The sequence below is a fragment of the Ruminococcus sp. AM42-11 genome (genome assembly GCF_003480145.1).
Taxonomy (GTDB): Bacteria; Bacillota; Clostridia; order Lachnospirales; family Lachnospiraceae; genus Blautia_A; species Blautia_A faecis.
The window spans coordinates 43144-54149 of the sequence record NZ_QUIO01000030.1; the positions used below are offsets into that span (position 1 = coordinate 43144).

The 11006-nt window shown below is 45.5% G+C and carries 10 protein-coding genes; all 10 read left to right on the plus strand.

The features are described 5' to 3' along the window. Positions 1 to 27: 27 nt before the first annotated feature. The 10 genes from DW904_RS16215 to truA all read left to right on the plus strand — a co-directional run bounded on the left by DW904_RS16215 (position 28) and on the right by truA (position 10795). Positions 28 to 579 carry a DJ-1 family glyoxalase III gene (locus DW904_RS16215; RefSeq protein ID WP_118582702.1) on the plus strand — a complete coding sequence of 184 codons (552 nt, stop codon included), beginning with the start codon at positions 28 to 30 and terminating at the stop codon, positions 577 to 579. A gap of 202 nt (positions 580 to 781) precedes the next feature. Next, on the plus strand, positions 782 to 2089 hold the full coding sequence (tig, locus tag DW904_RS16220; protein ID WP_118582705.1) for a trigger factor: 1308 nt from the start codon (positions 782 to 784) through the stop codon (positions 2087 to 2089). Between the two features lie 118 nt (positions 2090 to 2207). After that, entirely contained in the window at positions 2208 to 2789 is a 582-nt protein-coding gene (gene clpP / locus DW904_RS16225) for an ATP-dependent Clp endopeptidase proteolytic subunit ClpP (RefSeq protein ID WP_118582708.1), read from the plus strand. A gap of 328 nt (positions 2790 to 3117) precedes the next feature. Then, positions 3118 to 4440, plus strand: coding sequence for an ATP-dependent Clp protease ATP-binding subunit ClpX (clpX, locus tag DW904_RS16230; RefSeq protein ID WP_118582711.1), 1323 nt, complete (start codon positions 3118 to 3120; stop codon positions 4438 to 4440). Between the two features lie 19 nt (positions 4441 to 4459). Then, complete coding sequence (gene lon / locus DW904_RS16235; RefSeq protein WP_118582714.1) at positions 4460 to 6772, plus strand: endopeptidase La; 2313 nt, start codon at positions 4460 to 4462, stop codon at positions 6770 to 6772. A gap of 17 nt (positions 6773 to 6789) precedes the next feature. Then, positions 6790 to 7407 carry a ribosome biogenesis GTP-binding protein YihA/YsxC gene (yihA, locus tag DW904_RS16240; RefSeq protein WP_118582717.1) on the plus strand — a complete coding sequence of 206 codons (618 nt, stop codon included), beginning with the start codon at positions 6790 to 6792 and terminating at the stop codon, positions 7405 to 7407. Positions 7408 to 7425: 18 nt separating this feature from the next. After that, positions 7426 to 8271: an energy-coupling factor transporter ATPase gene (locus tag DW904_RS16245; protein ID WP_118582720.1), complete on the plus strand. Its 846-nt coding sequence runs from the start codon at positions 7426 to 7428 to the stop codon at positions 8269 to 8271. Then, entirely contained in the window at positions 8262 to 9149 is an 888-nt protein-coding gene (locus tag DW904_RS16250; protein ID WP_118582723.1) for an energy-coupling factor transporter ATPase, read from the plus strand. Before DW904_RS16245 ends, DW904_RS16250 begins: the two co-directional genes overlap by 10 nt. Further along, the gene (locus tag DW904_RS16255) at positions 9146 to 9949 is read left to right on the plus strand and encodes an energy-coupling factor transporter transmembrane component T (RefSeq protein WP_118582725.1); all 804 of its coding nucleotides are present in this window, start codon (positions 9146 to 9148) and stop codon (positions 9947 to 9949) included. The genes DW904_RS16250 and DW904_RS16255 overlap by 4 nt, the downstream gene beginning before the upstream one ends. 102 nt (positions 9950 to 10051) lie before the next feature. After that, positions 10052 to 10795: a tRNA pseudouridine(38-40) synthase TruA gene (truA, locus tag DW904_RS16260; protein ID WP_330382759.1), complete on the plus strand. Its 744-nt coding sequence runs from the start codon at positions 10052 to 10054 to the stop codon at positions 10793 to 10795. Positions 10796 to 11006 lie beyond the last annotated feature (211 nt).

Here is an 11006-nt window from a genome sequence, read left to right on the forward strand (position 1 = left end):
TGTGAAAATGAATCAGGAGGTTCCACTATGAGCAAAAAAGTATACATCTTCCTCGCCGACGGTTTTGAAGACATTGAAGGCTTAACTGTAGTTGATCTTATGCGAAGAGCAGGAATCACTATTACAACCGTTTCGATTAAAAACACCAAACAGATCACTACAGCCCATGGAATCACCATGCTGACCGATACCACCTTCTGTGAGGCGGATTTCTCCGACGCGGACATGCTGGTTCTCCCAGGCGGGCAGCCTGGAACCACTTATCTTGGAGGATTCGAGCCACTTACCGATCTGGTTAAAAGCTTCTATAATAATGGAGGTAAGATCGCAGCCATCTGCGCGGCACCTACTGTTTTTGCAGAAATCGGACTTTTACATGGAAAGAAGGCCACTGCATACCCGGCCTGCATGGACGGTCTTGGAGATGCTGTGAAGTCTGAAGAAAAGGTTGTAATTGATGGAAACATTACTACAAGCCGTGGACTTGGAACTGCAATTGACTTTGCCCTTTCCCTGATTTCCCAGCTCCTTGGTCAGGAAAAAGCAGAGCAGATTGCAGAATCCGTAGTATACAAGTAGGAAATATTCTGAAAAACCTTGATTTTCAAGGAATAACAGGGAAAATCCCCAAAAAAATAACCGGGAAAACCATAAAAAACACTGGCGTTTTTTATTGGGGTGTGCTATACTTCTACAATGACTGTAATAATAGGGGGAAACCCTGCGCATTTATAACCGCAGAAAGAATGCAGAGAGATATATATTAAGGAGGAACACGAAAATGAGTTTACAGGTGGAGAAATTAGAGAAAAACATGGCGAAGCTTACCATCGAAGTTTCCGCTGAAGATTTAGACAAAGCAATGGAGAAAGCTTACCAGAAACAGAAAAGCAGAATCAGCCTTCCAGGATTCCGTAAAGGAAAAGCTCCGAGAAAGATGATCGAGAGCATGTATGGCAAGGGTGTATTCATGGAAGACGCTGTTAATTCTCTTGTACCACAGGAGTATACAAAAGCTCTTGGCGAGTGCGATCTTGAGATCGTTTCCCAGCCGGAGATCAATGTTACACAGATGGAGCCAGGTAAAGCTCTTATCTTCACAGCTGATGTAGCTGTGAAACCAGAGGTTACTCTTGGAGATTACAAGGGTGTAGAGGTTCCGAAGTCTGAGATCACTGTAACAGACGAGGAAGTTGACGCTGAGGTTAAGAAAGAGCAGGATAAGAATGCAAGAACAGTTGCAGTTGAGGATCGTGCAGCTGCAAACGGCGATATCACAACAATCGATTTCGAGGGATTTGTTGATGGTGTTGCATTTGAAGGCGGTAAAGGAACTGACTACGCACTTACACTTGGTTCCGGTACATTTATCCCGGGATTCGAGGATCAGCTTGTTGGAGCAAACACTGGTGACCATGTAGAAGTTAAGGTTACTTTCCCAGAGGAATATCAGGCAAAAGAGCTTGCTGGCAAGGAAGCTGTATTCCAGTGTGACGTTAAGAAGATCGAGACCAAAGAGGTTCCGGAGCTTGACGATGAGTTTGCGAAAGACGTATCTGAATTTGATACTCTTGCTGAGTACAAAGAAGATGTTAAGAAGAAACTGACAGAGAAGAAAGAGAAAGAAGCAAGAACTGCAAAAGAGAACGCTGCAGTAGATAAAGCAATCGAGAATGCACAGATGGATATTCCGGAGCTTATGACAAAGACTGAGTGTCGTCAGATGATGGACGATTTCTCCAGAAGAATGCAGCAGCAGGGATTATCCATGGAGCAGTACTTCCAGTTTACAGGCCAGAGCATGGACAAGATGATGGAAGACATGAAGCCACAGGCTCTTAAGAGAATCCAGACAAGACTGGTTCTTGAGAAAGTAGCTGAGGCTGAGAACATCCAGCCATCTGAAGAAGAGATCACAGAAGAGATCCAGAAGATGGCAGATGCTTACAAGATGGAAGCTGACAAGATCAGAGAAGCTATCGGTGAGAGCGGACTTGAGCAGATGAAGAAAGATATGGCTGTTCAGAAGGCTGTTACTGTTATCGCTGATGCAGCAGTTGAAGTTGAGAAAGCAGCAGACGCTGAATAATCAGCAGGCAGATAACTGCACATCCCAAGAGGGAAAAATTATTTTGTTATGAAAGCGCTCTCCGGCGCATTATAATGCAGATCTGGGGGAGCGCATCTGATAAGAAAAGAGGGAATATATGAGTTTAGTGCCTTATGTCATTGAGCAGACAAGCAGAGGGGAGAGAAGCTACGACATCTATTCAAGGCTTCTGAAGGACAGAATCATTTTCCTGGGAGAGGAAGTAAACGATGTAAGTGCCAGTCTGGTAGTTGCTGAGTTGCTTTTTCTGGAAGCAGAGGATCCTGGAAAGGATATCCAGCTTTATATCAACAGCCCAGGTGGTTCCGTGACAGCTGGTATGGCTATCTACGATACCATGCAGTATATCAAGTGCGACGTTTCCACTATTTGTCTGGGAATGGCTGCCAGCATGGGAGCATTCCTTCTTGCTGGTGGTACAAAGGGTAAGAGATTTGCACTGCCGAATTCTACGATCATGATCCATCAGCCATCTGGCGGAGCCCAGGGACAGGCTACTGAGATCCAGATCGTGGCAGATCACATTGCCAAGACAAAGAGAACATTAAATGAAATTCTGGCTGCAAACACCGGACAGCCTCTTGAGGTAGTAGAGAAAGATACAGACCGTGACAATTACATGTCCGCAGAGGAAGCATTGGCTTATGGTCTGATCGATGGTGTTGTAACCCACAAATAGGGAAAAACTGTAACTGGATAACCGAGTGTACACTGATGAAGATGTAGTATATTTGTGTATTTCCAGTATAAACTTTCCCGCCTAAACTGAAAACAAAAGAAATCCCCCTGGAGCTTTTAGAACTCTAATAGCCGGAGTTTTCTTTTGCATGCTACTGTAAGAAAAGACTCCTGAACTAACAGGAGTCTTATCTTGTAAAATGGGATAATTTTGTAAAATAGGTATATTTTACAGAATAATTTCAAATTTTAAGAAATAAAGAAAACTTTTTTCAGAATAGCTCTGAATAAGGTTGCTTTATTTAAAAGAAAGGAAAAGTTAAAGATTCATGGCTGAGAAGATAAGAGAAGGAAAAGTAAGATGTTCCTTTTGCCAGAAAACCGAGGATCAGGTCCGCAAATTAATCGCCGGACCAGATGGTGCCTATATCTGCGATGAGTGTGTAGGTATCTGCTCGGAGATCATGGAGGAAGAATTTGGAGGATACGATCAGGAAGATATTCTTGGATCTGAGATCAATCTGATGAAACCAGAGGAAATCCATGCAATTCTGGATGACTATGTAATCGGACAGGATGAGGCCAAGAAAGCACTTTCTGTTGCTGTATACAATCATTACAAACGTGTTACTGCTTCCAGAAATCTGGATGTAGAGCTTCAGAAGAGCAACATCCTTATGCTTGGACCAACTGGTTCCGGTAAGACACTTCTTGCCCAGACACTGGCAAGACTTCTGAATGTACCGTTTGCCATTGCAGACGCCACTACCCTGACAGAGGCAGGATATGTAGGTGAAGATGTTGAGAATATTCTTCTGAAGATCATTCAGGCTGCTGATTATGATATTGACAGAGCGCAGTACGGAATTATTTATATAGATGAGATTGACAAGATCACACGTAAATCCGAGAATGTTTCCATCACTCGTGATGTTTCTGGAGAGGGTGTACAGCAGGCACTTCTGAAAATTCTGGAAGGCACTGTTGCAAGTGTTCCTCCTCAGGGTGGAAGAAAGCATCCGCATCAGGAATTCATCCAGATTGATACTACAAATATTCTGTTTATCTGTGGCGGTGCCTTTGACGGTCTGGAGAAGATCATTGAGGGAAGACAGGATACCAAGGCAATTGGCTTTGGCGCAGAAGTCGCTTCCAAAGAGGAACAGAATGTTGGTGAACTGTTCAAGCAGGTAATGCCTGAGGATCTGATCCGTTATGGACTGATTCCGGAGTTTGTAGGACGTGTGCCTGTAGTGGTAACCTTAGACGGACTTGATGAAAACGCACTTCTTCGCATCCTTCAGGAGCCGAAGAACGCACTGACCAAGCAGTACCATAAACTGTTTGAACTTGATGGAGTAGAGCTTGATTTTGAGGATGAAGCACTTCGTGTTATGGCGAGAAAGTCCATGGAACGCAAAACCGGAGCCAGAGGACTTCGTGCAATCATGGAGAGCACGCTTATGGATCTGATGTATAAGACTCCGTCTGACGATACCATTCGTAAATGCATTATTACAAAAGAAGCTGTAGAGGGAACTGGTGAACCTCAGATCGTTCATGGGGAAGCTCCTGCGCAGCCGGTGAATCCGGCAAATACAGGCAGAAGAAGCCAGCGTGCACACAAAAAGGGTACTCCGGAAACAGCCTGATGAAGGGATTTGACTACAAATGAGTGAGCCAATCAATGTACTTCCTGCCCTTGCCCTTCGCGGAACTACCATTCTTCCGGGAATGATCATTCATTTCGATGTAAGCAGGGAACGTTCCAAAAAGGCAATCGAAGCGGCAATGTTTCAGGATCAGAAGATCTTTCTGGTAACCCAGAAGGATCCCCAGATTGAAGATCCTGGATTTGTACAGCTGTTTCAGGTAGGAACTATTGCATATATTAAGCAGGTTGTGAAACTTCCTGACAACCTGCTGCGTGTTCTTGTTGAGGGAAAAAGAAGGGCAGAACTTCTTGGCCTGGAACAGGAGACACCATATTTAAGAGCAGAGACTGTTCTTGTTAATGAGGAAGAAGAGGAACTGCCTCAGGCGATGCTGGAGGCAATGTACAGAAGTATCAGGGAGCTGTTCCAAACTTATTGCGCTAAGGGTGGAAAGATTGGAAAAGAACTGGCTGCCCAGATCATGAATATAGAGAAAGCACCGGAGCTGATCGACCAGATCGTAATTAATCTGCCTCTTTCCTGGCAGAGCAAACAGAAGCTTTTGGAGGCAGCCAGACTGACAGACAGATATGAGCTTCTTGGTGCCATTTTGAGCAATGAGATCAATGTGCTGGATATCAGCCACGACCTTCAGCAGAAACTGAAAAAGCGCGTGGATAAAAACCAGCGTGAATATATTTTGAGAGAACAGCTGAAACTGATACGGGAGGAGCTTGGCGAGGACAATACTGCTGATGAGGCTGAGGAGTTCCGCAGAAAAGCCAAAGAGCTTACTGCTTCCCAGGAAGTAAAGGATCGTATTTTCAAAGAAATCGGCCGCTTTAAAATCACCAGCACCAATGCAGCTGAGAGCAGCATTCTGCGGGGATATATTGAGACACTTCTTTCCCTTCCGTGGGATAAGTGCTCTGAAGATTCTGAAGATCTGAAAGCAGCCTGGAAGATTCTTGAAGAAGGTCATTATGGTCTGAAGGATGTAAAAGAGCGTATTATGGAATTCCTGTCTGTACGTAAGCTGACACATAAAGGAAAATCTCCTATACTTTGCCTTGTGGGACCTCCTGGAACCGGTAAGACTTCTATTGCCAAATCTGTTGCAGAAGCCACTGGCAAGCGTTATGTCCGTATCTGTCTTGGTGGTGTGAAGGATGAAGCTGAGATCCGCGGACATAGAAAGACTTATGTGGGTGCTATGCCGGGAAGGATTACGGTTGCCCTTCAGCAGGCAAAGGTTGCCAATCCGCTTATGCTTCTGGACGAAATTGACAAGACGAGCAGTGATTACAAGGGAGATACTTCTTCTGCGCTTCTTGAGGTGTTGGATCCGGAGCAGAACAGTCATTTCAATGACCATTATGTGGAGCTTCCCCAGGATCTTTCAGAGGTGTTGTTTATTGCAACAGCCAACGATATTCAGGGAATCCCAAGACCGCTTCTTGACCGAATGGAGGTCATTGAGATCAGCGGTTATACGGAGAATGAGAAAGAGCACATTGCAAAGGAGCATCTGATTCCCAAGCAAATGGAAGCCAATGGAATTGAGAAAGGCAAACTTTCCATTCAGGGCGGCGCTCTTCGAAAAATCATCAATAATTATACGAAGGAAGCCGGTGTCCGCAATCTGGAACGTCTCATCGGTCAGATCTGTCGTAAGACAGCACGTCTGATCATGGAAGATGGCAAAGAGAAGGTAACGGTCACTGGCAAGAACCTTGAGAGCTTTCTGGGGCAGGAGAAATACAATTACCTGATGGCGAATAAAAAGGATGAGGTTGGTATCGCAAGAGGTCTTGCCTGGACACAGGTTGGCGGTGATACCCTTCAGATCGAAGTAAATATTATGCCGGGTAAAGGGGAATTTGTGCTTACCGGACAGCTTGGAGACGTGATGAAGGAGTCTGCAACAGCGGGCATCAGCTACATCCGCTCTGTAGCAGCCAGATATGGAATCAATCAGGAATTTTTCCAGGAAAATGACATTCACGTACATATTCCGGAAGGGGCAGTGCCAAAGGACGGTCCGTCAGCCGGAATTACCATGGCAACTGCAATGCTTTCTGCCATTATTGACAAGCCGGTAAGAGCGGATCTTGCCATGACTGGTGAGATCACCTTAAGAGGTCGTGTACTTCCAATCGGCGGACTGAAAGAGAAGCTTCTTGCAGCTAAGTACGCCAAGATTAAAGAAGTACTGGTTCCAAAGTCCAATAAACCGGATATCAAAGAACTGGATGAGGAGATCACAGACGGACTGAAGATCACGTTTGTGGAAAATATGAATGAAGTGCTGGAACGGGCACTTGCCTGAAATGAGAGGTAGGAAAAATGGTAATTAAAAATGTTTCACTGGATATCGTTTGTGGTATCACCAGCAAACTGCCAGACACAGGAAGACCTGAAATTGCTTTTGCAGGGAAATCCAATGTGGGAAAATCCTCCCTCATTAACGGTCTGCTGAACCGAAAAGCGCTGGCAAGAACAAGTTCCCAGCCGGGAAAAACACAGACTATCAATTTTTATAATGTAAATGATTTTATGTACCTTGTGGATCTTCCAGGTTATGGATATGCCAAGGTTCCGGAGACCGAGAAGGCGAAGTGGGGAAAGATGATCGAGCGTTATCTTCATACCTCACAGACCCTGAAAGCAGTATTTCTCCTGATCGACATCCGGCACGATCCATCTGCAAACGATAAGCTGATGTATGACTGGATCGTAAATAACGGATACAATCCGATCATTATTGCAACTAAGCTGGATAAGCTGAAAAGAAGTCAGGTACAGAAGAATATTAAGGCTATCAAGGACGGACTGAAGCTGCGCCCGGGCAGTAAGATCATTCCTTTTTCCGCTGAGACAAAGCAGGGAAAAGATGAAATTTGGGCGTTAATGGACGAGTTGACCGGTGCAGTTCCGGCAGCTACGGACGAGCTGAAGGCCTGACAGACGAGGAAAAAGAATATGGGAATTATCAAGGCATTCAAGCTGGGATTTGACTATCTCAAGTATGATGAGGACGGCAATGTGGAAGCAACGCAGCGTGCTGTCAATGATGTAAACCTGGACATTGAAGCCGGCGATTTTGTGGCCGTTCTGGGGCACAATGGTTCCGGAAAATCCACATTGGCGAAGCAGATAAATGCATTGCTTATCCCTTCAGAGGGAACCATGTGGGTGGATGATATGGACACAGCCAAGGAGCCGGAGCTGTGGAAAATCCGCCAGAAAGCGGGAATGGTTTTTCAGAATCCGGACAACCAGATCATTGGTACGGTTGTGGAAGAGGATGTAGGCTTTGGTCCTGAGAATATGGGAGTACCTACAGACGAAATCTGGAAGCGTGTGGATGACAGTCTGAAAAAGACAGGAATGACCGCTTACCGTTATCAGTCTCCGAACAAGCTTTCCGGAGGCCAGAAACAAAGAGTTGCCATCGCAGGTGTTGTGGCGATGCGTCCAAGCTGTATTGTACTGGACGAGCCAACTGCAATGCTTGACCCGAATGGCAGGAAAGAAGTATTGAAAGCCGTTTCCGAGCTCAATAAAAAAGAAAATGTAACCGTTGTCCTCATTACCCATTATATGGAAGAAGTGATCCATGCCAACAAGGTTTATGTGATGGATGGTGGAAATGTGGTAATGCAGGGAACTCCAAGAGAAATTTTTTCCCAGGTAGAGACACTGAAGAAATACCGGCTGGATGTACCCCAGGTGACATTGCTCGCCCATGAGCTTCACAAGGCTGGCGTGGACATTCCGGAAGGAATACTGACGAAAGAGGAATTGGTGGGTGCATTATGTCGATAGAGCTTAAGAACGTGACCTATACTTACAGTCAGGGTACTGCTTATGAAAGCCACGCCCTGAAAGATATAAATCTTGTAATTCCGGATGGACAGTTCATTGGTGTGATTGGTCATACTGGAAGTGGAAAATCAACCTTGATCCAGCATTTTAATGCTTTGATCCAGCCTACAAGCGGTCAGATCCTTTATAATGGAGAAGACGTGTGGGCGGAGAATTATAACCGCCGGGCTCTTCGAAGTGAGGTGGGGCTGGTATTCCAGTACCCGGAGCACCAGCTGTTTGAGAATACAGTTCTGGCAGATGTTTGCTTTGGCCCTATGAATCAGGGACTTTCCAGGGAGCAGGCTGAGGAAGAGGCAAAAAAGGCCCTTGCCCATGTAGGTGTGAAGGAAGAGAATTTTACCAAGTCTCCTTTCGAGCTTTCAGGAGGCCAGAAGAAACGGGTTGCCATTGCAGGTGTTCTGGCAATGAACCCGAAAATCCTGATCCTGGATGAGCCTACTGCAGGGCTCGACCCACAGGGAAGAGATGACATTCTGGATCAGATTGCGGCTCTTCATAAGATGAGAGGAATTACCATTATCCTGGTTTCTCATAGCATGGAGGACATTGCCAAATATGTGGAACGCCTGATCGTTATGAATCATGGGGAAATGGTATTTGACGATACACCGAAGAATGTATTTTCCCATTATAAGGAACTGGAAGGAATGGGACTTGCGGCACCGCAGATCACCTATATCATGCATGCGCTTTCCGAAAATGGCCTGAATGTGGATACCACAGCTACCACTGTGGAGGAAGCCAGGGATACGATTCTGGAAGCTTTAAAGAAGCAGAAGCCTTCACTTCTTAAGAAGGGAGGCAGAAGCGAATGATCAGAGATATTACGATCGGACAGTATTATCCGGCAGATTCCGTGATTCACAAGCTGGATCCAAGAACCAAACTGGTAGGAACCATTGGATTTATTGTATCTGTATTTTTGTTCCACACCTTCGCAGGATATGCAGTGGCTACTATATTTCTTGCAGGAATGATCCTGTTGTCCAAGGTTCCGGTGAAGTTTATTTTTAAAGGTCTGAAGACTATTTTCATGCTGCTTCTGATCACCATATTTTTTAATATGATTCTTACCCCTGGTGAGGTGGTATGGAAGCTGGGATTTATTAAGGTAACAAAGGAAGGTCTGGTGCTGGCAGGTACTATGGCGATCCGACTGGTTTATCTGGTGATTGGTTCTTCCATTATGACACTGACGACTACGCCTAACCAGCTGACTGATGGCCTGGAGCGTCTGCTCCGCCCGTTGAATAAGCTCCATGTACCAGTACATGATATTGCTATGATGATGTCGATCGCCCTACGTTTTATCCCTATTCTTCTGGAAGAAACGGATAAGATCATGAAAGCGCAGATTGCCCGCGGAGCTGATTTCGAGAATGGGAATCTGATCCAGAAGGCGAAGAACATGGTTCCCCTTCTGGTGCCACTGTTTATTTCCGCATTCCGACGGGCAAATGATCTGGCCATGGCCATGGAAGCAAGATGCTATCATGGCGGCGATAACCGTACCCAGATGAAACCGCTTTGTTATAAAAAAAGAGATCATATGGCATATGTGATTTTGGCAGCGTATCTGGCTGTTGCAATTGGATTTAGGGCAGCTGGAATTTAAATCGACTGAACATCCATTTAAAAAGTTATAGTTCCCTCATCTGTATTCAGAGTCTTAAAATAGACTACGGATGCAGATGAGGGAATTTTCACAAGGAGAAAGATGATGAAACGAATTGGACTTGTTGTAGCATATGATGGAACGAATTATTGTGGCTGGCAGACACAGCCCAATGGAATTACAGTACAGGGAGTGTTGAATGATACACTTTCTGAGCTTCTGGGAGAAAAGATTGAAACGATTGGTGCCAGTCGTACAGATGCAGGCGTACACGCCCTTGGAAACGTAGCGGTATTTGACACCAACACCCGCATCCCGGGAGAGAAGATTTCTTATGCTCTGAACCAGCGTCTGCCGGAGGATATCCGGATTCAGATGTCTGAAGAAGTGGAACCGGACTTCCATCCAAGATACTGTGACAGTGAGAAAACATATGAATATCGCATTCTGAACCGCAAATTTCCGGTACCAACTGAGCGGCTTTATTCCTATTTCTATCATTACAAATTAGATGTGGACAAAATGAGAGAGGCAACATCCTACCTGATCGGAAGGCATGATTTTGCCAGTTTCTGCGGCTCCGGAGCCCAGGTGAAAACAACTATCCGTACGGTTACCGGAATTGAAGTTTTCCGTGATGGTGACATAGTTACGATTCGCGTTTCGGGAACTGGTTTCCTCTATAATATGGTCCGCATTATTTCCGGCACCTTGATTGAAATCGGAAATGGACAGTATCCACCGGAGCGCATGCAGAAAATCCTGGATGCCAAAGACCGTTCCGCTGCTGGTCCTACCGCACCGGCGCAGGGACTCACCCTGATGGGGATACAGTTCTTTGATTAATGAGTAACGTTGCTATTTAATGTGTTGAAAAGTTCTTCAGGAGGGACGCATTTGGACAATGTGTATTACTCACTCGCCGGCGCAACGCTCCAGCGAACTAATCGCTAACTGCGACTAATGCGTTCGGGAGAGCCCTCACGCATAAGTCTACGTAAGCGCTGGATTTCGCTTACGCTAAGAACGCGCCTGAAATGGCTCGCTGGAGTAATAC